Origin of the sequence: Citrobacter sp. Cpo015, assembly GCF_030333035.1 — a bacterium.
In the GTDB taxonomy this organism is placed as follows: domain Bacteria; phylum Pseudomonadota; class Gammaproteobacteria; order Enterobacterales; family Enterobacteriaceae; genus Citrobacter; species Citrobacter portucalensis.
Genome location: NZ_JAOWGS010000019.1, coordinates 1,130,953 through 1,154,296 on the forward strand (window position 1 = coordinate 1,130,953; position 23,344 = coordinate 1,154,296).

At 52.5% G+C, this 23,344-nt stretch carries 25 protein-coding genes; 16 read left to right on the forward strand and 9 right to left on the reverse strand.

Going from position 1 to position 23,344, the window contains the following annotated elements; genetic code table 11:
• Positions 1–81: 81 nt before the first annotated feature.
• Genes OGY67_RS05465 through OGY67_RS05510 form a run of 10 tightly spaced genes read left to right on the forward strand, consistent with a single transcriptional unit; the run spans position 82 to position 9,503 of the window.
• Positions 82–1,377, forward strand: a complete 1,296-nt coding sequence (locus OGY67_RS05465) for an anaerobic sulfatase maturase (RefSeq protein WP_219988087.1) — start codon at positions 82–84, stop codon at positions 1,375–1,377.
• Entirely contained in the window at positions 1,374–2,378 is a 1,005-nt protein-coding gene (locus tag OGY67_RS05470) for an AAA family ATPase (protein WP_079934029.1), read from the forward strand. The genes OGY67_RS05465 and OGY67_RS05470 overlap by 4 nt, the downstream gene beginning before the upstream one ends.
• On the forward strand, positions 2,378–3,283 hold the full coding sequence (locus tag OGY67_RS05475; RefSeq protein WP_286573699.1) for a DUF58 domain-containing protein: 906 nt from the start codon (positions 2,378–2,380) through the stop codon (positions 3,281–3,283). Before OGY67_RS05470 ends, OGY67_RS05475 begins: the two co-directional genes overlap by 1 nt.
• Positions 3,284–3,724 carry a DUF4381 domain-containing protein gene (locus OGY67_RS05480; RefSeq protein WP_079934027.1) on the forward strand — a complete coding sequence of 147 codons (441 nt, stop codon included), beginning with the start codon at positions 3,284–3,286 and terminating at the stop codon, positions 3,722–3,724.
• Complete coding sequence (locus OGY67_RS05485) at positions 3,717–4,694, forward strand: VWA domain-containing protein (protein WP_286573702.1); 978 nt, start codon at positions 3,717–3,719, stop codon at positions 4,692–4,694. The genes OGY67_RS05480 and OGY67_RS05485 overlap by 8 nt, the downstream gene beginning before the upstream one ends.
• Positions 4,691–6,205 (forward strand): tetratricopeptide repeat protein, encoded by a 1,515-nt coding sequence (locus tag OGY67_RS05490; RefSeq protein ID WP_286573704.1) that lies wholly within the window; start codon positions 4,691–4,693, stop codon positions 6,203–6,205. The genes OGY67_RS05485 and OGY67_RS05490 overlap by 4 nt, the downstream gene beginning before the upstream one ends.
• A complete protein-coding gene (locus tag OGY67_RS05495) occupies positions 6,202–7,215 on the forward strand; it encodes an oxygen tolerance domain protein (RefSeq protein WP_286573706.1) in 1,014 nt (337 codons plus the stop codon). The genes OGY67_RS05490 and OGY67_RS05495 overlap by 4 nt, the downstream gene beginning before the upstream one ends.
• The gene (locus tag OGY67_RS05500) at positions 7,212–8,213 is read left to right on the forward strand and encodes an HAD family hydrolase (RefSeq protein ID WP_286573708.1); all 1,002 of its coding nucleotides are present in this window, start codon (positions 7,212–7,214) and stop codon (positions 8,211–8,213) included. Before OGY67_RS05495 ends, OGY67_RS05500 begins: the two co-directional genes overlap by 4 nt.
• 23 nt (positions 8,214–8,236) lie before the next feature.
• Complete coding sequence (locus tag OGY67_RS05505) at positions 8,237–8,614, forward strand: hypothetical protein (protein ID WP_048235393.1); 378 nt, start codon at positions 8,237–8,239, stop codon at positions 8,612–8,614.
• 52 nt (positions 8,615–8,666) lie between these two features.
• Positions 8,667–9,503 carry a DMT family transporter gene (locus OGY67_RS05510; protein ID WP_111465643.1) on the forward strand — a complete coding sequence of 279 codons (837 nt, stop codon included), beginning with the start codon at positions 8,667–8,669 and terminating at the stop codon, positions 9,501–9,503.
• A 9-nt stretch (positions 9,504–9,512) separates the two neighbouring features.
• On the opposite strand, the gene OGY67_RS05515 is transcribed toward OGY67_RS05510, so the two are convergent.
• Complete coding sequence (locus tag OGY67_RS05515) at positions 9,513–10,034, reverse strand: GNAT family N-acetyltransferase (protein ID WP_048226507.1); 522 nt, start codon at positions 10,032–10,034, stop codon at positions 9,513–9,515.
• 110 nt (positions 10,035–10,144) lie between these two features.
• Between OGY67_RS05515 and tam the strand changes: the two genes are divergently transcribed.
• Positions 10,145–10,903, forward strand: a complete 759-nt coding sequence (gene tam / locus OGY67_RS05520; protein WP_032943429.1) for a trans-aconitate 2-methyltransferase — start codon at positions 10,145–10,147, stop codon at positions 10,901–10,903.
• A gap of 131 nt (positions 10,904–11,034) precedes the next feature.
• Positions 11,035–11,412 (forward strand): GFA family protein, encoded by a 378-nt coding sequence (locus OGY67_RS05525; RefSeq protein WP_003832953.1) that lies wholly within the window; start codon positions 11,035–11,037, stop codon positions 11,410–11,412.
• Here the strand turns inward: OGY67_RS05525 and OGY67_RS05530 are convergent.
• From OGY67_RS05530 to sad, 7 genes are all read right to left on the reverse strand, one after another.
• Positions 11,409–12,323 carry a bestrophin family protein gene (locus OGY67_RS05530; protein WP_032943428.1) on the reverse strand — a complete coding sequence of 305 codons (915 nt, stop codon included), beginning with the start codon at positions 12,321–12,323 and terminating at the stop codon, positions 11,409–11,411. The two genes, OGY67_RS05525 and OGY67_RS05530, sit on opposite strands and share 4 nt — an antisense overlap.
• A 215-nt stretch (positions 12,324–12,538) precedes the next feature.
• Complete coding sequence (locus tag OGY67_RS05535) at positions 12,539–13,990, reverse strand: tagaturonate reductase (RefSeq protein ID WP_286573710.1); 1,452 nt, start codon at positions 13,988–13,990, stop codon at positions 12,539–12,541.
• 106 nt (positions 13,991–14,096) lie between these two features.
• Positions 14,097–14,624, reverse strand: coding sequence for a GNAT family N-acetyltransferase (locus OGY67_RS05540; protein ID WP_286573712.1), 528 nt, complete (start codon positions 14,622–14,624; stop codon positions 14,097–14,099).
• An 80-nt stretch (positions 14,625–14,704) separates the two neighbouring features.
• Positions 14,705–15,064, reverse strand: coding sequence for a DUF4186 domain-containing protein (locus tag OGY67_RS05545; RefSeq protein ID WP_008784753.1), 360 nt, complete (start codon positions 15,062–15,064; stop codon positions 14,705–14,707).
• Positions 15,064–15,990: a glutaminase B gene (glsB, locus tag OGY67_RS05550; protein ID WP_003832944.1), complete on the reverse strand. Its 927-nt coding sequence runs from the start codon at positions 15,988–15,990 to the stop codon at positions 15,064–15,066. Before glsB ends, OGY67_RS05545 begins: the two co-directional genes overlap by 1 nt.
• Before the next feature lie 62 nt (positions 15,991–16,052).
• Entirely contained in the window at positions 16,053–17,630 is a 1,578-nt protein-coding gene (locus OGY67_RS05555) for a methyl-accepting chemotaxis protein (protein WP_286573714.1), read from the reverse strand.
• 103 nt (positions 17,631–17,733) lie between these two features.
• Positions 17,734–19,122, reverse strand: coding sequence for a succinate-semialdehyde dehydrogenase (gene sad / locus OGY67_RS05560; protein ID WP_286573716.1), 1,389 nt, complete (start codon positions 19,120–19,122; stop codon positions 17,734–17,736).
• A gap of 102 nt (positions 19,123–19,224) precedes the next feature.
• On the opposite strand from sad, the gene ptrR reads away from it, so the two are divergent.
• The gene (gene ptrR / locus OGY67_RS05565; RefSeq protein ID WP_048214206.1) at positions 19,225–20,100 is read left to right on the forward strand and encodes a putrescine utilization regulator PtrR; all 876 of its coding nucleotides are present in this window, start codon (positions 19,225–19,227) and stop codon (positions 20,098–20,100) included.
• Between the two features lie 222 nt (positions 20,101–20,322).
• Positions 20,323–21,519, forward strand: coding sequence for a sugar transporter (locus OGY67_RS05570; RefSeq protein WP_286573719.1), 1,197 nt, complete (start codon positions 20,323–20,325; stop codon positions 21,517–21,519).
• Positions 21,520–21,562: 43 nt separating this feature from the next.
• On the opposite strand, the gene OGY67_RS05575 is transcribed toward OGY67_RS05570, so the two are convergent.
• Positions 21,563–22,228 carry a MarC family NAAT transporter gene (locus tag OGY67_RS05575; protein WP_003832936.1) on the reverse strand — a complete coding sequence of 222 codons (666 nt, stop codon included), beginning with the start codon at positions 22,226–22,228 and terminating at the stop codon, positions 21,563–21,565.
• Positions 22,229–22,485: 257 nt separating this feature from the next.
• Here OGY67_RS05575 and marR point away from each other — a divergent pair, with 257 nt between their 5' ends.
• Together marR and marA are read left to right on the forward strand one after the other, a co-directional pair.
• Positions 22,486–22,920 carry a multiple antibiotic resistance transcriptional regulator MarR gene (gene marR / locus OGY67_RS05580; RefSeq protein ID WP_003832935.1) on the forward strand — a complete coding sequence of 145 codons (435 nt, stop codon included), beginning with the start codon at positions 22,486–22,488 and terminating at the stop codon, positions 22,918–22,920.
• A gap of 18 nt (positions 22,921–22,938) precedes the next feature.
• Entirely contained in the window at positions 22,939–23,322 is a 384-nt protein-coding gene (gene marA, locus OGY67_RS05585) for an MDR efflux pump AcrAB transcriptional activator MarA (protein WP_003032424.1), read from the forward strand.
• The last annotated feature ends 22 nt before the right edge of the window (positions 23,323–23,344 follow it).

Here is a 23,344-nt window from a genome sequence, read left to right on the forward strand (position 1 = left end):
CCTAAGCCTCCGGGCAGGCTGTTCAGACAGCCTGCCCGTTTTTTGAAGAGTAGTGACGTTTTCTTGTTAGGGGTCTGCTATATGAAGTACAGCACCACACTACCGGTTAAAGCGCTTCCGTCGGCGGAAAAATATGACGGTAAAGGACCAGAATACAAGCGCCGCTTTCACGTAATGGCCAAGCCCACCGGCTCGACCTGCAACCTCGACTGTTCCTACTGTTTTTACCTGCACAAAGAAGAGCTGCTGCATCAGGACAGACATACTGGCATGAGCGATGAGGTGCTAGAGAATTTCATTCGCCAGTACATTGATGGCCAGGACGGCGACCAGGTGGTCTTTTCCTGGCAAGGTGGCGAACCCACGTTAATGGGGTTGGAATTCTTCCAGAAAGTAGTCAAATTTCAGAAGCTGTACCAGAAGCCCGGCCAGCGCGTCGAGAACGATTTACAAACTAATGGCGTGTTGCTGAACGACAAATGGGCTGAATTTCTTAAAGAACATCAATTTCTGGTGGGGCTGTCCATTGATGGTCCACGAGAACTGCATGACCGCTACCGTGTCACCCGTAGCGGCAAACCGACATTCGACAAAGTGATGGCGGGCGTTGAGGCCCTCAAGCGTCACGGCGTCCCATTTAACGCCCTGGTCACGGTAAACCGCACCAATGCCCGCTTTCCGTTGGAAGTATACCGCTTCGTCACCCGTGAACTGGGCGCAACCTACGTACAGTTTAACCCGTGCGTCGAACCGGTCGATTTCAAGCAAACCGCACCACAGTTCTGGCAGGACGAAAGCATCCCGTTAACCGGTAGCCGCCGCGCGCGCCCTGGCGATCTCGATTCGATCGTCACCGACTGGTCAGTTGACCCGGAGGACTGGGGCACATTTCTGATCGCCGTGTTTGAAGAGTGGGTTAATAACGATCTGGGCCGCGTACAGGTCAATCTGTTCGAAACGGCGGTCGCGCAGACTATGGGAATGCCTGCTCAAATCTGTACCCATTCAGAGTTCTGCGGTAAAGGGCTGGCGATCGAGAAAAACGGCGATATTTTTTCCTGCGATCACTACGTCTATCCCGAGTACCAGATCGGCAATATTGAACATGCCCAACTTTCACACCTGGCTTTTTCCGAACGGCAAAAAGCCTTCGGCATGGGCAAGCGCGACACGCTACCCAACTACTGCAAAACCTGCCCTTATCTGAAGCTGTGCTGGGGCGAATGCCCGAAAAACCGCATTGTACGCGCACCGGACGGCGAACTGGGGTTGAACTACCTTTGCCCGGGCATTAAAGCCTTTTTTAACTATGCCGAGCCGATTCTGGTGGGCATCACAACCTTACTTAAACGTGATTTTGCAGGGCTACGCCGATGATAAATCGAGAAAAATTATTACAGCTTGAACAACGCATGAATGAGCAGGTTCTCGGTCAGGAAGAGCTGGTGCGCATGCTGATCATCGCCCTGCTTTGTGATGGACACGTTCTGCTGGAAGGCCTACCGGGTCTGGCGAAAACTCGCGCTGTGCGTGAGCTTGCGCGCCACGTTGAGGGGGATTACCGCCGTATTCAGTTCACGCCGGATCTTCTGCCTTCAGACATCACCGGCAGCGAAATCTATCAGCAAAACGCTTCCCGCGAAGAGGATCAGTTCCGCTTCCGCCCTGGCCCGGTGTTCGGCAATATCATTCTCGCCGATGAAATTAACCGCGCCTCGGCGCGCGTGCAGTCCGCTCTGCTGGAAGCCATGGAAGAACGTCACGTAACGGTGGCGGGCAACAGTTGGCCTCTGCCCGGTGTTTTTATGGTCCTTGCCACGCAAAACCCGGTGGATCAGGAAGGAACCTGGCCGCTGCCGGAAGCCCAACTGGACCGTTTTTTGATGAAGGTGCTGGTGCATTACCCGTCTAAAGAAAACGAACAGAAAGTGATGCAACTGGTGCGCAGAGAACAGCAGCAAAAGTACCAACAATTGACGAACGTCACACCGGCCGCACCTGAACAACCCGATGCGCTGATGCTGAGCCAACAAGAAATTGCCGAATGTTGGCAGGCTATTTCCGCCGTTCATGTTTCCTCTACTGTCGAAAACTATATCGTCAATCTGGTGGACTTAAGCCGCCATCCGCAGTCGGTGAGCGATACGCTTGCCGGGTACCTGACCTTTGGCATTAGTCCCCGTGGCACCCTGGCCCTTGAGCGTTGCGGTCGCGCTCAGGCCTGGCTGGAAGGTCGGGATGCGGTGCTGCCAGAAGACATTAAAAAGATAGCCCCGGCCGTGTTGCGCCACCGCCTGATGCTCAGCTACCAGGCCAGCGCCGACAACTGCACGCCGGATGATGCCGTACGGATGCTCCTTGATGCCGTGGTAGCGTGATGAACAGTGCCGTTCGCGTTGACCGCGATACGCTGCTGAAGCTCGCTGGCGATGCGCGAGCCATTGCCAATCCGCCAGGGCAGATCCCACCAGGTGCACTTGGCGGAGAGCGCACATCACGACAGCAAGGTCGCGGGCTGAACTTTGACAGCCTACGCCGCTATCAGCCCGGCGACGACGTCCGGCTGATTGACTGGCAGGCCACCGCGCGCATGCGTACGCCGTGGATTCGCCTGTATAACGAAGAGAAAGAACGTCCCGTGTTCTTGTTGGTCGACCAGCGGCGGGATATGTTTTTTTCGACGCGCGCGCAGACAAAATCCGTCGCTGCGGCTAAAACCGCCGGGCTGCTGGCCTGGCGCAGCTGGCACGACGGCGATCGTTTAGGCGGTATCGTCTTTGGTGACCAGGACTTTTCCCTGCGCAAATGCCGTGCGCCAAACGCTTCACTCCCTGCATTTCTCGACGATTTAGTGCAGTACAACCACGCCGTGGCGGACAACTATCCGCATGAAGCTCCCCATCCGCTCACGCTGGCAGCCATCCTGCGCCACAGCCTGCCGTTGATTCCAACCGGCTGCTGGGTCGCGTTAATCAGCGACTTTCACGATATGGATAGTGAATGCGATGCACTGCTGGCGGCCCTGCGCCGTCGGGGAGAAGTGAGCGCGTTCGTGATACTCGACGATCTGCATTTGCGCCTGCCTGCTCACGGGCGACTGGCGGCCCGTTATGAAGGGCAAGAGGCGGCATTTTCACTCTCGCCTGCACTACAGGACGGCATCAAACAGAGTATTACAGCGCGGCTTTCGGCGCAGGCGTCGCGCCTCACGCGGCTTGGCGTCCAGGTGAAGCAGATTGTTGTCGCCGGGGATCTGCTCAGACAGCTACAAAAAGGGGTTTAGATGCTGGAGAAAGGATTTACGGTACCCGAACTGGCGGAACCGGTTCTCCCCGATTCACCGTCATGGTTTCCCCTGCCGCCGGGATGGTTCGCTCTGGGCGGCGTCGTGCTCCTCGTGATACTGGTTTTTCTCATCTTTCGCGTCGCCAGATGGCGCCGCAATCTGTGGCGTCGTCAGGCCCTGACGGCCCTCACTCAACCGCAAACGGTGGACAGCTGGCTGCTGCTGATGAAACGTATTTTGCTGGTGCATCAGCCGCGTGAACAGGTTAGCGGTGCGCTGGACCCTGCCCAATGGCTCCCGTCCGTCCCACTGGATAATGCGCTGCGCCAACGTCTTTGCGAACGATACTGTCAACCAGACAACCAGTTGAGTGATGCCGATACCGCGCGGCTGCGTGTGCAGCTTCGCACCTGGCTTGAAGGACTACCCCATGTCTGAATACTTCTCACGCCTGGCGTTCGCCTGGCCATGGGCCTGGCTGCTACTTATCCTACCGTTGGTAGGCCGCTTTGTGATGGCCAAAGAGCGCTCACTTACAGAGTATGTTCGGGTCCCTTTTTTGCCCGGGCTGATCAATGAACTCCAGCTCAATAGCCAGCCTGCCCACAGCGGAAAGTTATCGACCGGGCTGTTCTGGCTGGTCTGGGCGCTGTTGGTCTGCGCGCTTGCCCGCCCGGAATTGCTGACTCCGCCACAACATATTGAAAAACCAATGCGCAACATCATGCTGATTCTGGACGTTTCTGGATCAATGGAAGAAAACGATGTTGCGGGGGGCATTACCCGGCTACAGGCGGTGCAGGAATCGGTTAAAAAATTCGTGGCCGCCCGCAAATCAGATCGTATCGGTCTGGTGATCTTTGCTAACAGCGCCTGGCCATTTGCGCCCGTCAGTGAGGATAAACAGGCGCTGGAAACCCGTATCAATCAGCTTGCGCCAGGCTTGGCGGGGCAACAGACGGCGATTGGCGACGCGTTGGGCGTGACGGTGAAACTGTTAGATTCCAGCGGCGATAATGAAGCCAGCAAATTGGCCATTCTTCTGACCGACGGTAACGACACCGCTTCGCAGTTGACACCTCGCCTTGCCGCACAGCTGGCGGCCAGCCATCACGTACAGGTCCACACCATCGCTTTTGGCGACGTCAACAGCAGCGGCGATGACAAGGTGGATTTAGGTCTTTTGCAGGATATCGCCCATACCACCGGCGGGCGCGCATGGACGGCGCAGAACAGCGGTGCGTCGCTGGATGCGGTCTGGCAAGAAATTGACGCCATCACGCCGGTGCAGGTGAAGAGTATTGGCTGGTCATGGCGAATACCGTTGTTTGCCTGGCCTCTCGCTGCCGCACTGGTTTTATTGCTGGCTTTTAATATTTATCGCGCGCTCAGGGAGAGAATGGCATGAGTGATTTTCACTTTTTATACCCCTGGCGTTTGCTGCTGTTGATTCCTGCCATCGCGCTGTGGTGGTTACCCTCTGCAGGGCGTAGCGCCTGGTCGCGCATTATGGATAAGTCGCTGGCAAACGCGCTGATCGTCGGGCGACAACGTAAACTCAGTCGGGCGCTGCCGTGGCTGGTGATGCTTGGTGTTATCGCGCTCGCAGGCCCAAGCTGGCAGCGTCAGCTTCCCGCCGCCCTGACGCCAGAAAGCAACGTGATGGTGATTTTGCAGCAGGATACCGCGATGCTTGCCAGCGACCTGCCTCCCAGCCGACATCAGCGGATGCAGACCAAAATCATGTCGCTGATGGAACGCATGCCGGGAACACGCTTTGGCCTGGTGGTCTATAACGCCGGGGCCTGGCTTACCACTCCACTTACCGTCGATACGGCCTTTTACTCGCTGTTCCTGCATGCGCAAACGCCTGCACTATTACCCTCTGGCGAAGGTTCTGGATTACAACATGCGGTCTCGCTGGCAATGCACAATATGCCCGCCGCGCCGCGCAGCATTATCCTGGTGACCGATACCTTAAGCGCGGAAGACGCCAGATGGCTTGGTGAACAAAATACGCCGCTACAAATCTGGGTGCCCGGAACCGCGCAAGGGGGCGCGCTGCCCGAGAAATATGCCGCCAGCGGTACGGATACACGGTTGAACGTTTCGCGCTTCGAGCAGATGCGCGACGACGGAATTCCGGTCACGCTGGTAACCACCGATGGTGAAGACCTGCCCGTGGTACAGAGCCACATCCAGCAAAGTGTCACCGCGCAAAACAATGCCCGCAGCGATTTACACTGGCGGAACGATGGCTGGATGCTAACGATCCCAATACTTGCCCTGCTGTTAATCTGGCGACGCCAGCTCTTTTGCTGGGTTTTGGTCGCGCCGATGCTGTTCTGGCAGCCTTCCGGCCACGCCGCCTGGCTGGATGCCTGGATAAGCCCCGATGTGCAGGGGCAGCGTGCGTTCTCCAGGGGGGATTACACACGCGCGGCCCAGCATTTTAACGATCCACTCCGGCAAGGTATCGCATGGTATCGGGCGGGAAATTATCCCGCCGCTACCGCCGCGTTCCGACAGGCTGAACAAACCCCGGAAGCGCTGCTTTGGACAGGCAATAGCTACGCCCAGCAAAAACAGTGGCAACAGGCGTTGAACAGCTACGATCGGGCATTAAGCCTGCGCCCGGACTGGAAGCTGGCGCAGGGTAACCGCGCAAAAATCGCCGCAATCATCATGCAACTGCGACAAAAGGAGCGCGAAAATAAATCGGCTCAGGGAGAAGAAGAAGATTACAAACCCGATGAAATTAAGCACGACCTGAAGCCCCACCAGGGGGCAGAACAAAAGGATATTCAGCCCATTGCCGGAGGGAATCCACAGGTGAATCAGTGGTATGAAAATCTGGCGGTTTCACCTTCTGGGCTGTTAGAAAGCCTCTACCGAACCCAGCCAGGAGAAGACCAATGAAGCTTATCTGGTTATTACTGCTGGCGGTACTTCCCTGCCAGGCGGCAATGACGGTCTCCCGCGAATTGATCGCCCCCGAACACGTTGTCCCTGGCCAGCCGGTGCGGGTAGCGGTAACGTTCTGGACAGATTCCTGGTTTAACCCGCCGCCGCAGTGGCCTGATTTCCCAGTAGAAAATGGCGATATTCTAACCAGCACGTCACCGAATCAATTGCTGACCCGTCACGATGGCGGTACAAGCTGGAGCGGCGTGCGCATGGAACGCCAAATCACTGCATGGGATCAGGGTAAGCTGGATTTACCGGCTTTCGAAATGACATTAACCGCATCCGGGCAAGCACCCGTTACGGTCAAACTGCCTGCACTGGAAACGGCGGTTAGCTGGCCGACAGGTGTCCAACAACCGGACCGTTTTCTGCCCGCTTCCAGCTTTTCGCTCAGCCAGAAGGTCAATATTTACCGCAGTGGTGAAGATAAAACGCTGCGCGCCGGTGACGTAATCGAACGCGTCGTCACCGCCAGCGCTACCGATGTCATGCCCGCTCAGATCCCACAGCTGCTGTATGCTATAAACGGCACGCACACCCAACGGTTGACACCTGAAAACCGTATGCTGACGTCGGGGCGCGGTGACATTACAGGCGCTGAACGCGTGGAAACACTCCGCTATTTACCGGTTGTTGCAGGAGAAATCACACTACCGCCGATTAAATTACGTTGGTGGGATACAACCCATCAGCAATGGCAAATCGCTGAACTGCCCGGCAGTAAATATACCGTTGCCGCTTCACGCACCGCTGGGGCAGAATCTGTGTTAAAAGGCAGCCGCGACACCTTCACATGGTCGACCGTGCTGCTGCTGACGGGCAGCCTCGCTTTACTCGTTCTTATGTTTATTTTCCGCCGCACATTGCTGCGTAGCGCGCGTTATTTATCTCACCGCTGGTGCCGATTCTGGCAGCCGATTTCGTTACCGGGACAAACCCCAGATAACAGGAACTCACAATGAAGCGTACGTTAATTACACTGGCTTTATGCGGCCTTTGCAGCACCGCCGCGGCTGAGCCCCTCTCCGCATGGAATGACACGGCAGCCAAACACGCTATTGAAGAATGGGTACAAAATGCCACCAACCCCGATCGTCCAACGTTTATTCCCACTGATAAACGCTACGTCGTATTTGATAATGACGGGACACTGTGGCCGGAAGCGCCGATGACGTTTCAGATCCAGTTCGCGCTGGACGAGATTAAACGTCTTGCCCCAGAAAATCCCAATTGGTCGAACGATCCGCTGGTGCAGGCCGTATTGAAAGACGACCTCAAAAGCGTCGTCGGTTCAGGAGAAAAAGGGCTTATGCACCTGCTATCGCTCACGCACAGTGGCATGACAACGGAGGACTTTACTCAGCGCGTTACCAACTGGGTTTCAACGCATAAAGACCCACGTTTTGGCTGCCAGTATGACCAGATGGGATATCAACCTATGCGTCAGTTGCTGGATTATCTACGAGAGAATGGCTTTAAAGCCTGGATTGTTTCCGGCGGCGGGATAGATTTCATGCGCGTGCTCTCGCAAAAAATGTATGGTATTCCGCCAGAACAGGTGATCGGATCGTTCGCGCTCGGCGAGTTCGCGTTATCCGGAGATGGGACAACAATCACCAAGACGATGTCGGGAGCCTTCAATGATGACGCGGCGAACAAGCCCGTGGCGATCCACCTGTTTATGGGGCAGCGCCCCGTGGGCGCATTTGGCAATAGCGATGGCGATCTCGCCATGCTGCAGTACACGGCCGCCAATCCGGACGCGAAAACCTTCGGACTGCTGGTCCATCATACCGATGCCGCACGTGAATACGCCTATGATAGTCACCCACCCGCAAGCGGAAAACTTGTTGATGGATTAACGCAGGCGAAATCGCATGGCTGGACCGTGGTTGATATGAAACAGGACTGGAAGACCGTATTTGACCCGGCGCAGTGCGTCGTGAAATCATCACCATAACGATCTGTTTAAGGCATCAGTCCATGTTCCTAAAAGACGATAACATCTTCTTACGTATCATATTATTACTACTTTCTACCTCTACGCTGTCGAGCTGCACATTAACCCGTGTTTCCGACAGCACACATGCCAAAGAGGTCGATGAGCTGAATGTTATTGGTCTGAGCCTGGAGGGAGCAAGGCAAAGAGCAACTGAAAAAGGTTTTGTGTGCAGCGAATACGGAAACGTGAACACGGTTGTAACCGAACAGGGTGAGCATCGATGGCTACAAACTGAATGCAGCAAGAAAAGTGCAGAGCTGTTCTGCCCGCAAATGCGTTTTGTCGTTCTTAATGTCGATCCCAACACGAATAGAGTCGTTGATGTTGGCAATTATGTTAATCAACACACCTGTTTTTAAAGACAACACCTGCATCTTGCGCTAATTATCGTATCGACTAAAGGACGTTATCTTGCTCATCAGAATCATCATCGCAATGGTCGCATTTGCCGGCAACTCCGTACTTTGCCGACTCGCATTGAAGGGGATGCATGCTGATGCTATTTCATTCAGCAGCCTCCGGTTGATAAGTGGCGCAATTGCCCTTTTCTTTTTTATTGCGATAACATCTGACAGCAGAAAATTTGAGTTCAAGTGGTTAAATGCCCTGCTCCTTTGTATCTATGTTTTTTCATTCTCCATTGCCTATGTTTCTCTCAGCACCGGTGCTGGTGCCCTGCTGCTCTTTGGTACCGTTCAGCTCGTCATGACAGTATGGGGGATAGCTCAGGGAGAAAAGCTCATAATTTTAAAAATAACAGGAATACTCGGGGCATTGGCTGGAATAGCCATATTGCTGCTTCCTGGTGCAGAACGCCCTTCCTTGTATGCTGCAATAATGATGGTTATTGCTGGGTTAGCCTGGGCTTTCTACAGTATCACAGGGAAAAAAATCACGGATGCTGCTGCCTCAACCGGGGGGAATTTCATCCTGGCAATCCCGGTCGCATTGATTATCCCTCTGTTCTTCCGCTCTCATCTTCATATTGATATATATGGATTAGTTCTGGGCGTGCTTTCTGGTGCAATTACATCGGGAGGTGCATATCTGCTCTGGTATTCATTGCTCCCCTTACTCAGGTCCACAACGGCCAGTACTATTCAACTCAGCGTACCTTGTCTGGCCACTCTCGGTGGGATCCTATTTTTGGGCGAAACGCTCACCGTCAGAATCCTTCTCGCAAGCGTCATTATTTTGGCTGGAATTGGCTTAGTTATTTTCTCTGATATGAGAAAAGGAGCAAAATAGACTGATTAATTATCGGCAAAGACGATACAGAACATGTTGTGCCAATCGATGATCTGGCGGCAACGCGGGATGCGTGAACTCTTCTGTTTTATTCATACCAAGTCGTATCATCAGATTCTCTGACGGTTTATTCAGCACAGAAGTAAATGAAACGACTTCATTTAGCGCCAGTACGTCAAAAGCAAATGCAAGACTCGCTTGCGCGGCTTCTAACGCCAGACCCTGGTGCCAGTATGCTTTAGCAAGGCGCCAGCCAATTTCGGTACAGGGTGAAAAATGAAATTTATCAGGTTGTGGATGCAACCCCACACAGCCCACAAACTGGTGTGTTTCTTTTAGCTCTACGGCCCAAAATCCCCAGCCGCGTTCTGCAATACCTTCACTAAATCTATCGGCCAGGTTATCGCTTTCAGCTTTCTGTAGCGGCGCGGGGAAAAAACGCATCACGTCAGAATCGGCATTGAGTGCAGCAAAAGGGGCTCGGTCTTTAGCCTCCCACTGTCGTAATATCAACCTTGATGTTTCCAGCATATTCCTGCCCTTATCATTCATTTTCATATAATCTTCTAAAATAAGTGGCTCATCGGCAAGGTCTTATACCGTCCTTTTCCGACTTTTCCTCTCATACTGGAGATTTATACATGGCCGACTGGAACCCTTCGCTTTATCTGCAATATGCAACTGAACGTTCAAGACCCGCAGCAGAATTACTCAGCCGTGTGGCGTTAGAAAATGTCCGCTCAGTTGTTGATCTAGGTTGTGGTCCGGGAAACAGTACGGCATTGCTGCATCAACGCTGGCCCACGGCAAAGACAACAGGTGTCGATTCTTCACCTGCTATGCTGAATGAAGCGCGCAACGCATTACCTGACTGCCATTTTATCGAAGCGGATATTAGCCAGTTTCAGCCCGAGCATCCCGTGGATCTGCTTTATGCAAATGCGTCGTTACAGTGGGTGCCCGATCACTATGAATTATTCCCACATTTGGTCTCACAACTGAGTCACAACGGCGTTCTGGCCGTGCAAATGCCGGATAACTGGCTGGAGCCCACGCATGTACTGATGCGCGAAGTGGCTTATGAACAAGATTACCCCGACCGGGGGCGTGCTCCGCTTCCTGGCGTTCACGCCTACTATGATATTTTGACCGAAGCGGGTTGTGATGTGGATATCTGGCGTACAACGTATTATCACATTATGGATTCGCATCAGGCGATTATCGACTGGGTAAGCTCAACGGGACTACGCCCCTGGTTGCAGGATTTGAGCGAAAGCGAGCAGCGTCATTACCTGGCTCGCTACCATGAACTGCTTCAGGATCAATATCCGTTGCAGGAAAACGGCAATATTTTGCTGGCATTTCCGCGGTTGTTTATTGTTGCCAGACGCAATAGTTAAGCGTTTATCATCAGACAGATCACAGGACAGGGCTACCGAGTATGCGCGCCCTCGCCTTTTTATCATAAGGATCTAGTGGCTATGTCAGGCATCTGCTAGTGTCTTGCCACATGTTTCTGACGGGGGTTGTTATGTCTAAAGTCTACATTGGTGGGTGTCTGTGTGGCTCGATCCGCTTCACTGCCAGCAGTCCTAATAATTCCCATACCTGCTCATGCGATATATGCCGAAAACATACGGGTGCCCCGACCGTCGTCTGGATTGAGTTTGATGCAGAAAATGTAGAATGGACGGGAAAAGCCGGAAAACCGACAACCTGGCGCTCATCTGAAACCACCAGTCGGGCTTTTTGCCCTCAGTGCGGTAGTTCCGTGGGCGCCATCGATGACGCTCCGGTCATTGCGCTTTTAGCCGGCGCTTTTGACGATCCTAATGATGAAGATCTGGCGCCGGAGTTTCATTCGTTTTCTGATATGCGGCCAGCATGGTGGGAAACTGAACGAAACTAAGTTAGTTGGTAATGTTTATCCGGCATATGTTTTGCTGGCACATTGGTTTCATCGTTCATTTGCAGTAAATCGATTTCGATTGCATTGCAAATCGCATCCAGAGGCAGGTCATTGTTCTCAGTACCAAACGGATCTTCAAGCTCTTCCGCAAGCGCATCGAGCGAGATAAAAGTATAGGAAATAAGCACTGAAATAAACGGCGTCATGTAGTGAAGATCCACCACCAACGCGAATGGCAGCATGATACAAAAAAGATAAACAGTGCGATGAAGGATCAAAGTATAAGCAAACGGAACGGGTGTATTCGCGATTCGCTCACAACCTGCCAGTACTGCCGACATATCATTTAATCTGTTGTTTAAACTATGAAATAATATATCGGACAGCTGTCCATCACGTCTGCGTACGGCCAACCACTCCCCCATCAGCAATAAAATGCGGTTTGCTGGCGATTGTGCGGCAAATACCGTCTGCAGATCTTTCTCGCTGAGATATTTCGCCAACGGCTCTGCCTGTGGGTTTCGACGTAATGTCATGCGTAAACAGTGGGCAAATGCGATTTGCAGACGAACAAACTGTCCCAGTTCGGCGTCATCCGGTAAGGTGGTTTTCACCTCGCGAAGTAGCGATCGGGAAGCAATCATCAACTGCCCCCACAGGTGTCGGGCTTCGACATAACGTGAATAGCAGGCGTTATTGCGAAAACCTAAAAAGATAGCAATCGCCACGCCCAGAATACTGAACGGTGCCAGGGTAAATTTGATACCCAACATCGTATACCAGGGCAACATGATGATAACGGCGATGGAGAGCAGGAAGTTCAGCAGCAACCGTGAGAATATTTTAGATAATACTGAACCATGCCAGACGAATATCAGGCGCAGCCAGTGTTGTTGGGGACGAACGATCATGGTTATCTTCGGGAAAATGTGAAATCCGTCACATTAGACGCGATAGCGATCAATGTTGCAAGTTAATCGCAACATTATCCCAACAACTTTGGCCCTGCTTAAAATGAAGCCGCACCTAAGTCACAGACCGGGTTTATGATATAAACCATACAGTATGTTGTAACTAATGCATGTCCGGAAAAAACCCGGCCTGAGCCGGGTTATCGGTAGTCGTCTTAGCACAGTGGCTTAACGGCTTCACGCATACCTTTTGCCAGAATGGTATCCAGATCGGCAGAGACCTGTTCCACCAGTCCAGAAACCTGCGTCAGATCTTGTTCCCAGTGTTCTTTGACACCCAGTACAGATTTGACCAACGCTTCGGTACTTATCTGGCGATCGCGATGCTGGGACCACAGCTGTTGAAAACGTTCTATCCAGTGCGCATCATCCTGAACCGGATAAGACTCACCGTTGCGCTCTCCACGATAAAAAGCAATTAACGCGGCAAGTGCAAACGTCAAACGCGCCGGCAGCTTACCGCTGGCCTGTTGCCCTGCCAGCAGTTGCGGCAATATACGGGTGCGGAATTTGGTCATGCCATTCAGGGCAATCGACAGCAGCTGATGTTTTATATACGGGTTGCAGAATCGACCGGTTACCGCGCTGGCGAAAGAAGCTAACTCATCACGTGGTAAATCCAGTACCGGAATGATCTCTTCATAGATCGCTTTCTCCACGAAAGCACAAATCTCAGCGTCATTCATCGCCTCGCCCACGGTGTCCAACCCTGCCTGCCAGGCAACAGGGACCAGCGCGGTGTGAGCACCGTTGAGAATCGCCACTTTGCGCTCTTTGTACGGTTTGATGTCATCCACGATCAGGACATTCAGCGGATACTTATCCAGACGTAGTTCTGCGGCTAATGACTTCGGCCCCTGAATGACAAACAGATAGAAATGTTCTGCGGTATCGAGGAAAGCATCATGATAGCCCAGTTCAGCTTCGAGCTTAGCTACCTCATCACGCGGATAGCCGGTAACAATACGGTCCACCAGCGTGGAGCAAAATGCATTGGCCTGATCCAGCCACTCAATAAACGCTTCCGGCAGCGCCCATTCCTGAGCGTAGCGCAGAACCAGTTCACGCAGCGCATCACCGTTATAATCAATCAGTTCGCAAGGGATGATAATCCAGCCTTTATCCAATGCGCCGTTAAAATAGCTGAAGCGTTCGAACAGCAGACGCGTCAGTTTAGCCGGATAACTAACCGCTGGCGCGTCGTCAAACTTATCGCCCGCGTGGTAACTGATACCTGCTTCCGTGGTGTTAGAGAACACAAAACGCATATCAGGATTATGCGCCAGCTTCAGGAACTCATCGTATTCGCTATAGACGCTGATTTCACGGTTAACTGAACGAATTAGACGGGCATCACTGACGGCCTCGCCCTTCTCATTCAAACCACGAATGATAGTGGTATAGAGGCCATCCTGCGTACTCAGCGATGGCGGGAAGGAACTTTCGATAGGACGAACAATGACCACACCAGCGTTCAGATCGGTATGCTCGTTGAGCAGATCTACCTGCCAGTCTACAAAGGCGCGCAGGAAGTTTCCTTCACCAAACTGAATAATGCGTTCAGGATACTGAGCACCGGGGAAATCGCGACGATTTAGTGTTTGCACAATGGGTTCCATTTATGATTAGTCATACAACCTGATTGAATTGGTCCAATAGGTTAGCAAACTTTAATACATTGAAACCCTGTTTTGATCAATCCCCGGCGACAAATTAGAGCGTTTTATAGAAAAGTGTGGTTCCGGTCAGCGTCCCGTCGGGCATTTGGGCATAGTCAGGTATCACCCCTACCTTTTTCCACCCACAATTGTGGTAGAACAACTCCGCACCACTGCCCGTCGCCGTATCAAGCACCAGCAGCGTTTTACCTTGTTGACGCGCGCAACTTTCCAGTTCATTCATCAATTCACGGGCCAGGCCACCGCGTCGCGCTGAAGGGTGAACCAGCAGTTTGGCGACATCAGCACGATGAGGTTGATTTTCGGGTTGATCGATAATGAGTTGGACGGTACCGACAAGCACCCCCTGCGCATTCTGCGTACCAAGAACGATCCGTTCACCGCGAGAAACACTTTGCGCGACCTTCATCCAGAAAGGCTCTGATTTTTCGCGATTAAAGGGCAGCATAAAACTGATGGAGGCGCCGTCATTGACGCACTGTTCAAGAACATCGCTGAGCTCGTCGATTCTCGACAGAATCTGTGCCGCGCTCAGCACAATGCAGGGTTTGCCGGAAGCCATGGTTTCTCCTTAGATTGACCCCTTCATACTGCTTTTAACAATTACACAACTCAAGGGGGCATATCATAGGATAATGTTATCTATGGCTTGTTCATTTGGAGCACTAACCAGTGGTAAATAACCGTGACAACGTAACGTTGCTGTTCATCGTTTAGCGCTACACCCTGAGGTATATCATGCCATTTCGCCAGACACCCTCGACAGCACGTCGCCGTAGCATGTTGAGCAATAAATACCGGGTGACCACGCATAGGAGTCTGTTTTCCATCATTGGCGGGAAACGCAGGTGCCAGTCGTTTAGCTATAAAATCCGCAGCATGTTGTTCGATAACTGGTGCCCCTTTATCCAGACAATACTGCCTTTCTTTCTGACCAAGACGAAACCGCGAGCGAAACGTTGATTTCGCCAGCCGGGCAAAAAGAGGATCGAGCGTTTTCATCAGTAAACCGAGCGCCCCAGCTGTTGTGTTAATTGCTCCAGCACGGCGATACCGGCCAGTGAGTTTCCCGCCGGATCCAGTTCCGGACTCCAGACAGCAATCGCCATCTCGTGTGGCACGATCGCCACGATGCCGCCACCCACGCCTGATTTCGCCGGAAGCCCGACCCGCCAGGCAAATTCCCCTGCGTTCTGATACATGCCGCTGGTCGCCATCAGCGCATTGATCTGCCGGGCCTGCATCGGAGTGACCACAGGCTCAGCAAGATGAAAGGCATGCCCTTGATTTGCCAAAAAGACAAAAGTCCGCGCCAGTTCCACACAGCTCATTTTCAGCGCGCAGTAGTGAAAATAGTTCTGCAAAACGGTGGGCACGTCATGGTGAAAATTGCCGAAGGATTTCATCAGCCAGGCAATAGCGGCGTTACGCGCCGAGTGCTCAAACTCCGATCGCGCGACCGTCGCATCATAGGCGATATCCGAAACGCCGCTTAATGCCCGCACCACTTCCAGCATCCGTTGACGCGGTGCGCTTAGACGCCCTTGCAGCATATCGCAAACCACCAGCGCCCCGGCATTAATAAAGGGGTTGCGAGGGATACCCTGCTCCATTTCCAGCTGTACCAGGGAGTTAAAAGGATGACCGGAAGGATCTTTGCCAACGCGCTGCCAGATCTCCTCTTCCTGATAGTGACGCATCGCCACGACCAGACTGAGCACCTTTGAAATCGACTGTATAGAAAAACGTTCTTGCGCATCTCCCGCCTGATAGTGCTGTCCATCAACGGTACAGATAGCAATACCCAGTTTTGAACCGTCGACGGAGGCTAATGCCGGAATGTAATCAGCGACTTTACCCTGACCAATCAGCGGACGAACCTGCTGCACAATGGTCTCTAAAATTGAATTGTCCATGGCCCTGGCCACAACATGCTCCTTGCTCGCAGGTATGAAAGGCCTGCGAGTATAACAGAGCTGAATACGCAGCGTCAGGCCGGAAGGCGGAATCTGGCCACGGCCTGCATAAGCTGGTTAGATTCATGGTGAAGCTGTAAGGAAGAATCAGATGCAGCATTCACCAGATCACTGGTTTGTCGGGCTTCGCCGTTCAGGACATGAAGCTGACGGGTTAACTGGTGAATACTGTTCCCCTGATTTAACGTTGCAGTCGAAATGTCGTTCAGTAACGCGCCGAGGTTTTCCACCAGTGCGATAACCTGCTGCAAATTCTTATCCAGTCCGTTAACCGCGTGAAAGCCCTCTTCAATGCCCTGTAACGAGTGTTTAATCAGTGTCTGAATGTTTTGCGTAGACTGACCACTTTTTCGCGCCAGCAGCCCAACTTCTTTCGCAACTACGGCAAACCCGCGCCCTTGCTCCCCGGCATGTGCTGCCTCGATTGCGGCGTTGAGAGCCAGGATATTTGTCTGAAATGCAATGTTGTCGATAAGCGTTGTAATCCCTCGCATTTCAGACGAGCGAGTCACAATCGCCTGCATTGACGCATTTACCGTCGCCATCATTCGGTCTCCACCTGCCGCAATATCACGCGCCTGCACTGCGCGTTGATTCGCCAGTTCAGCAAAGCCACTGTTATCCTCAACATGCGTTTCCAGAACCGAAATATGCGATGTCACAGTGCTCAACTCTTCACTTTGTTTTGCCGACTGCTGGTATAGTTGTTTATTGTTCTGCGCAAGTTCGTTGATATTTCCTACCATTGCGGTGGTGGCATCATTCACCTGCCGCACCAACGCGCAGAGCCCCTGCTGCATTGCAGCAATACGCGAACTTAATTGCGTCACTTCCCGATTAAACTGACTCACCTGCGGGGCTGGCCGAGAAAGATCACCCGCCGCTAAAATATCGATATGATCGATCAGCCGTCGCAGCGGCATAATCACCCAACGGAACATACTACGCCAGACCAGAAAGGCGATAACCACCAGCACCAGAGGAATAAACAAAAATAGATTCTGTAAACGCTCAAGACTGGTCAACAGCTGCTGACGTCCAGCTTCCGCATGTCGCCCACTGTCCTGCTGAAAGCGCGCGTAATTACCGTTAAAGTCTGTCTGAAAGGCCTGCACGGGTACGGCAAAAAACGCATCAATGGAACCTGACTGCATCAGCCCATCCGCCTGCTCCTGAATACCGCTATAAAAACGCTGATAGCTCTCAGTTAGTTCCTGATCCGACTGCGGCTTCATATCCCGCCAGGCATCCCATGCACTTTTTGACTGCGCCAGTGCCCGGTACGCCTCTTCCATTAACGGCCGCCAACTCCCGTCCGAACCGGTGGCGGCATCCTGCATAAAATAAATTCCCGCACGGTTAAGTAAATCGCTGGCAGATAATAACGCCACCCGCGCTTCATCGACCTTTGCCTGCTGCAAAAGCGCGAGTTGATTACGCCCTTCATTATGCTGTGCGTCGCTGACTGAGGCCGAGAGCATCAAGGAGGACACGACCTGCAAAACAGAGAACAGCGCAATAATGCAAAAAATGCCGGTTAACAGACCGAACTGACGGGGTATTAGACGATGGAAAATTTGCGTTATGTTCATATTACTCTTCTGTATCAAAGCGTTAGCCGCGAGTGTACGGAGAGTAAATGACAGAAAAATTGCAGAAATAAGACAGGTGCCCCCAGCGGAGGCACCCACACCATCAAAGGCGGTTTTTCCAGACGGTCTGCACGTTACAAAACTCATGCAGGCCAAAGTGAGAAAGTTCGCGGCCAAAGCCACTTTTCTTCACACCACCAAACGCAACGCGAGCATCGCTGGCGCTGTAACCATTGATAAATACGCCACCACACTCCAGGCGTGACGCCATCTTCTGCGCCAGCGCTTCATCCGCAGTAAACACCGTGGCGGATAAGCCGAAATCACTGTCATTCGCCAGCGCTAAGGCATGTTCAGCATTCTTCGCCACGATAATTGCCGCAACCGGACCAAACAGCTCCTGGCGGAACGCCGTCATCTCTGGAGTGACATCGCCCAGTACCGTCACGGCATAGTAATTGCCCTGACCCGCAATTTTTTCCCCGCCGAGAAGTAACCGTGCCCCTTCGGCAAGGGTAGCTTCTACCTGCTGGTGCAGCTCATCACGCAGATCAAATCGCGCCATCGGCCCCAGATCGTTTTCTTCGTTCAGCGGATCGCCCATTTTGAGCGCGCTCGCAGCGGCCACAAAGCGTGAAGTAAATTCTGCCGCAATCCCTTCTTCGATAATAAAGCGCTTGGCTGCCGCACAAACCTGCCCGGTGTTCTGATAACGCCCAGCGACCGCCGCCTTAACGGCCAGATCGAGGTCAGCATCATTGAGGACAATAAACGGATCGGAGCCGCCCAGTTCAAGCACACATTTTTTCAGAGCGGCCCCAGCCTGAGCACCAATCGCCGCACCGGCACGTACACTGCCTGTCACCGTTACCGCCGTAATACGCGGGTCATTGATCATCTGACTGACCCCGGCGTTATCGGCATTCACCCAACCGTAAACCCCCGCGGGTACACCAGCATCAGCGAAAACCTGCGCAATAATTGCAGCACAGCCTGTTACGTTAGGCGCATGCTTTAACAGGTAGCCATTTCCGGCCAACAGAATCGGGACGGCACCTCGCATTACCTGCCAGAGCGGGAAGTTCCACGGCATGATCGCCAGAATGGTTCCTACCGGACGATATTCAATCACTGCCTGGTTATTCTCAACCAGCGTAGGTTCCGGATTGAGCATCGCCGGTCCATGCTCGGCGTACCAGTCACACAATGCAGCTGACTTGGCGACTTCAGCACGCGCCTGCTTAATGGGTTTACCCATTTCACGTGAGATACACTGCGCCATCTCTTCCGCACGATGGCGCAGAGATTGCCCGATCTGGCGCAGCGTTTGCGCACGGTGCTCAACGGAAGTGTGTTTCCATTCGCTATAGCCATTCGCGGCAAGGTTCAGCGCATGATCAATCTCTTCCGCGCTGGCCCACGGTATCGCCGTCAGCCTTTCACCGCTGGCAGGGTCAATGGAAATCGCATGTGTTGCTGCTGTGATAGTCATAAGTGCCTCTCTTTATCGCAGGGTATGGTTATATCATGAGCATATTTACTCTTTCTGAAAAATGAATAATATTAACCATACCATTCACGAATAGAGAAGATTATGGATCTGACGCAGCTGGAAATGTTCAATGCCGTCGCGGAGACTGGCAGTATTACGCAGGCCGCCGCGAAGGTGCATCGCGTGCCATCCAATCTCACCACCCGTATACGTCAGCTTGAAGCCGACCTGGGCGTTGATCTGTTTATTCGTGAAAACCAGCGCCTGCGGCTTTCCCCATCCGGGCACAACTTTTTGCGCTACAGCCAGCGGATCCTGGCACTGGTTGAGGAAGCCAGGATGGTCGTCGCCGGGGATGAGCCACAAGGACTCTTCTCTCTCGGCTCGCTTGAAAGTACAGCAGCAGTACGCATCCCCGCCACGCTGGCTGAATATAACCAGCGTTACCCCAAAATTCAGTTCGCGCTGGCGACAGGTCCTTCAGGCACAATGCTGGACGGAGTACTCGACGGTACATTGAACGCGGCCTTTGTCGATGGCCCGATTACCCATCCGGGACTTGAAGGAATGCCGGTCTACCGTGAAGAGATGATGATCGTGACGCCGCACGGCCATCCCCCCATTCAGCGGGCCAGCGACGTCAACGGTTGCAGTATTTACGCCTTTCGCGCCAACTGTTCCTATCGCCGCCATTTTGAAAGCTGGTTTCATGCCGATCGCGCCATGCCCGGCACCATTCATGAAATGGAGTCATATCACGGCATGCTGGCCTGCGTCATTGCCGGCGCGGGTATCGCACTGATCCCGCGTTCGATGCTGGAGAGCATGCCAGGGCATCATCAGGTCAACGCCTGGCCGCTAAGCGAGAACTGGCGCTGGCTGAATACATGGCTGGTCTGGCGCAGAGGTGCAATGACACGTCAGCTGGAAGCGTTTATTGAGGTGTTGAACCCTCAGTTATCACAGAGCCCGGAGTAACTGGCAATCCTCAAAGAACATGAATACCTGTAAATCCGGGTGAAGTCATACGCCCGGAATTTCATTATTATTGAAATACTTAAAAATCCGAGGAATGTTCGGCAGCACATTGTGGCGCCCTGCCAATGAAATGAGATCCATATCACAAAATGATTGTATTTTCGCCAGCAAACGTTTTAAGATCGTGGCCTTACCTTTTCGCAGCTAATCCTCTTATTTGATATGACAACAGACACTGTTTCCCGCAAGGTCGCGTGGCTACGGGTAGTTACGCTTGCCATTGCCGGTTTTATTTTCAATACCACCGAGTTTGTCCCTATCGGCTTGCTGTCCGACATCGCACAAAGCTTCAATATGCAGACCGCTCAGGTCGGGATCATGCTGACGATCTACGCCTGGGTTGTCGCCCTGATGTCGCTCCCTTTTATGTTACTTACCAGTCAGGTGGAGCGCCGAAAACTGCTGATCTGTCTGTTTGTTGTGTTTATCGCCAGCCATGTGCTCTCTTTCCTGGCATGGAATTTTACCGTGCTGGTAATTAGCCGTATTGGTATTGCTTTTGCGCACGCTATTTTCTGGTCGATTACCGCATCGCTGGCGATCCGCCTGGCCCCTGCCGGTAAACGTGCACAGGCTCTCAGCCTGATTGCCACTGGCACCGCACTGGCGATGGTGTTGGGGCTGCCAATCGGGCGTATCGTCGGTCAGTATTTTGGCTGGCGCACGACCTTCTTCGCCATCGGTATGGGGGCGTTAGTTACCTTGCTTTGCCTGATAAAGCTCCTGCCCAAACTACCCAGTGAGCACTCCGGCTCTTTAAAAAGCCTGCCGGTGTTATTCCATCGTCCGGCATTGATGAGTCTGTATCTACTGACGGTGATTGTGGTCACCGCACATTACACGGCCTACAGCTATATCGAGCCGTTTGTGCAGACCGTCGCGGGTCTGAGCGCAAACTTTGCTACCGTGCTGTTGCTGGTTCTGGGTGGCGCGGGAATTGTCGGTAGCGTCATTTTCGGTAAGCTGGGGAATCTACATGCGTCCGTGCTGATTAGCAGTGCCATTGCCCTGTTGACGGTATGCCTGGTGCTGTTACTTCCCGCTGCTGACAGCGAAATGCACCTTGCTGTCCTGAGTATTTTCTGGGGCGTCGCCATCATGCTGATAGGTCTGGGAATGCAGGTGAAAGTGCTGGCGCTTGCTCCGGATGCGACTGACGTCGCAATGGCACTATTCTCAGGTATCTTTAATATCGGTATTGGCGCTGGTGCGCTGGTAGGCAATCAGGTGAGTTTACACTGGTCGATGTCTACAATTGGTTACGTCGGCGCAGTGCCTGCCGTTGCCGCGTTGATATGGTCGGTGATTATCTTTCGTAAATGGCCGGTATCGTTGGAAGAACAGCCTCAGCATTCGTGAAAAATGTGCCCGGTAGACATTAACGATTACCGGGCACAGTGTTCTAAGCGTAGGTTTTAATAATTTCCAGCACGCCGTTAATAATAAACTGCACGCCCATACACACCAGTAAGAAGCCCATCAAACGAGAAATCGCTTCGATACCACCTTTGCCGACGAGGCGCATGATCCCCCCGGAACTGCGCAAACAGCCCCACAGGATAATCCCAACAACCGCAAAAATAATCGGCGGTGCGACCATGATCACCCAGTCCGGAAATTCGGAACCATGACGCACGGTTGACGCGGAACTGATGATCATCGCAATCGTCCCCGGACCGGCAGTGCTTGGCATAGCCAACGGTACAAAGGCGATATTGGCAGTCGGCTCGTCTTCCAGCTCTTCTGACTTGCTTCTCGCTTCCGGAGAATCATGCGCCTTCTGCTGCGGAAACAGCATCCGGAAGCCGATAAACGCAACGATTAACCCACCCGCAATACGTAGTCCGGGAATCGAAATCCCGAAGGTATTCATCACAAGTTGCCCGGCATAGTACGCCACCATCATGATGGCAAACACGTAAACGGACGCCATGAGTGACTGACGGTTACGCTCTGCGCTGTTCATATTGCCGGCAAGGCCAAGGAACAACGCTACGGTGGTTAACGGGTTTGCCAACGGTAACAGGACTACCAGCCCAAGTCCTATCGCTTTAAACAAGTCCATCATAATGTCATCTTTCCTGTGCGTTAATCGTCAACGGCAAGTATACGGTGAAATCCGCGAGATAAGCCATTTTCGCGATGTAAGGATTCATTTTTCATCAGCACGTATAAACCATAATTATCAAACCGTTAAAATTCCACTCGCCAGGTATTAAGTCTGATGATTTAGCAAAACGTGGCATTTGCTGACTCATTCATTTGACTTATATTTGCCTAAGCAATAATATCAGCCGTGACTAACTACTTGCCAGGGCAACCATTGTGAAAAACACCAGTGATCTGTTTAACGAAATCATCCCACTGGGTCGTTTGATCTATATGGTTAATCAGAAAAAAGATCGTTTGCTAAACGACTATCTGTCACCGCTGGATATCACGGCATCGCAGTTCAAGGTGCTCTGCTCCATCCGTTGCGCGGTGTGCATCACCCCTGTCGAATTGAAAAAAGTGCTGTCTGTCGACCTTGGCGCCCTGACGCGAATGCTGGACAGACTGGCCTGTAAAGGCTGGATCGAAAGGCTTCCGAATCCACATGACAAGCGTGGCGTGCTGGTGAAACTCACTGAGCATGGCGCAGCAATTTGCGAGCAGTGTCATCAATTAGTAGGGCAAGACCTGCACCAGGAACTAACAAAAAACTTAACGGCGGATGAAGTAGCCACACTTGAGCACTTGCTTAAGAGAATCCTGCCGTAAACAGAAAGAGGTATGACGATGTCCAGACGCAATACTGACACAATCACTATTCATAGCATTTTGGACTGGATCGAAAATAACCTTGAATCGCCGCTCTCGCTGGAAAAAGTGTCTGAGCGTTCAGGTTACTCCAAATGGCACCTGCAACGGATGTTTAAAAAAGAAACCGGCCATTCACTGGGTCAATACATTCGCAGCCGTAAAATGACTGAAATAGCGCAAAAATTAAAAGAGAGTAACGAGCCCATTCTTTATCTGGCAGAGCGTTACGGTTTTGAGTCTCAGCAGACGCTGACCCGGACATTCAAAAACTATTTTGATGTTCCGCCGCATAAGTACCGTATGACGAATATGCACGGCGAATCACGCTATTTGCTTCCACTCAATCAATGTAATTGCTAATCGCCAGTTAACGACGTAACCG

Bases quoted from the DNA above. Each gene is read 5' to 3' on its own strand.
- OGY67_RS05465 (WP_219988087.1), top strand. From the start codon at position 82: ATGAAGTACAGCACCACACTACCGGTTAAAGCGCTTCCGTCGGCGGAA.
- OGY67_RS05470 (WP_079934029.1), top strand. From the start codon at position 1,374: ATGATAAATCGAGAAAAATTATTACAGCTTGAACAACGCATGAATGAG.
- OGY67_RS05475 (WP_286573699.1), top strand. From the start codon at position 2,378: ATGAACAGTGCCGTTCGCGTTGACCGCGATACGCTGCTGAAGCTCGCT.
- OGY67_RS05480 (WP_079934027.1), top strand. From the start codon at position 3,284: ATGCTGGAGAAAGGATTTACGGTACCCGAACTGGCGGAACCGGTTCTC.
- OGY67_RS05485 (WP_286573702.1), top strand. From the start codon at position 3,717: ATGTCTGAATACTTCTCACGCCTGGCGTTCGCCTGGCCATGGGCCTGG.
- OGY67_RS05490 (WP_286573704.1), top strand. From the start codon at position 4,691: ATGAGTGATTTTCACTTTTTATACCCCTGGCGTTTGCTGCTGTTGATT.
- OGY67_RS05495 (WP_286573706.1), top strand. From the start codon at position 6,202: ATGAAGCTTATCTGGTTATTACTGCTGGCGGTACTTCCCTGCCAGGCG.
- OGY67_RS05500 (WP_286573708.1), top strand. From the start codon at position 7,212: ATGAAGCGTACGTTAATTACACTGGCTTTATGCGGCCTTTGCAGCACC.
- OGY67_RS05505 (WP_048235393.1), top strand. From the start codon at position 8,237: ATGTTCCTAAAAGACGATAACATCTTCTTACGTATCATATTATTACTA.
- OGY67_RS05515 (WP_048226507.1), bottom strand. From the start codon at position 10,034: ATGCTGGAAACATCAAGGTTGATATTACGACAGTGGGAGGCTAAAGAC.
- tam (WP_032943429.1), top strand. From the start codon at position 10,145: ATGGCCGACTGGAACCCTTCGCTTTATCTGCAATATGCAACTGAACGT.
- OGY67_RS05525 (WP_003832953.1), top strand. From the start codon at position 11,035: ATGTCTAAAGTCTACATTGGTGGGTGTCTGTGTGGCTCGATCCGCTTC.
- OGY67_RS05530 (WP_032943428.1), bottom strand. From the start codon at position 12,323: ATGATCGTTCGTCCCCAACAACACTGGCTGCGCCTGATATTCGTCTGG.
- OGY67_RS05540 (WP_286573712.1), bottom strand. From the start codon at position 14,624: ATGGCTTCCGGCAAACCCTGCATTGTGCTGAGCGCGGCACAGATTCTG.
- OGY67_RS05545 (WP_008784753.1), bottom strand. From the start codon at position 15,064: ATGAAAACGCTCGATCCTCTTTTTGCCCGGCTGGCGAAATCAACGTTT.
- OGY67_RS05555 (WP_286573714.1), bottom strand. From the start codon at position 17,630: ATGAACATAACGCAAATTTTCCATCGTCTAATACCCCGTCAGTTCGGT.
- sad (WP_286573716.1), bottom strand. From the start codon at position 19,122: ATGACTATCACAGCAGCAACACATGCGATTTCCATTGACCCTGCCAGC.
- ptrR (WP_048214206.1), top strand. From the start codon at position 19,225: ATGGATCTGACGCAGCTGGAAATGTTCAATGCCGTCGCGGAGACTGGC.
- OGY67_RS05570 (WP_286573719.1), top strand. From the start codon at position 20,323: ATGACAACAGACACTGTTTCCCGCAAGGTCGCGTGGCTACGGGTAGTT.
- OGY67_RS05575 (WP_003832936.1), bottom strand. From the start codon at position 22,228: ATGATGGACTTGTTTAAAGCGATAGGACTTGGGCTGGTAGTCCTGTTA.
- marA (WP_003032424.1), top strand. From the start codon at position 22,939: ATGTCCAGACGCAATACTGACACAATCACTATTCATAGCATTTTGGAC.